Origin of the sequence: Psychrobacter sp. TB20-MNA-CIBAN-0197, from assembly GCF_040309765.1 — a bacterium.
GTDB classification, from domain to species: Bacteria; Pseudomonadota; Gammaproteobacteria; order Pseudomonadales; family Moraxellaceae; genus Psychrobacter; species Psychrobacter submarinus.
In genome coordinates this window covers 1-273 of the sequence record NZ_JBEOPC010000566.1, presented here as the reverse complement: position 1 = coordinate 273, position 273 = coordinate 1, and the positions used below count along the sequence as shown (strand labels likewise).

Sequence of the window (273 nt, the reverse complement as noted above, 5' to 3'; positions counted from 1 at the left end):
GGCCAACTAGGGCCTTGGTGTTAAGTGAGAAAAGTATGCAATCAATTCCGATGACAGTTCGTGGCGCAGATTTACTGCGCAAAGAGCTTAACGAATTAAAAACAGTTACCCGTCCAAAAATTATAGCCGACATTGCTGTTGCGCGTGAACACGGTGACTTAAAAGAAAACGCTGAGTACCACGCTGCACGTGAGCAACAGGGTTTTTGTGAAGGTCGTATTCAAGAAATTGAAGCTAAACTTTCAAATGTTCAGATAATCGACGTAACTAAAA

At 42.1% G+C, this 273-nt stretch carries 1 protein-coding gene; it reads left to right on the top strand.

The features are described 5' to 3' along the window. Positions 1 to 35 precede the first annotated feature (35 nt). On the top strand, positions 36 to 273 hold a 238-nt coding region (gene greA / locus AAEY83_RS14985; RefSeq protein WP_351060143.1), incomplete at its 3' end, for a transcription elongation factor GreA.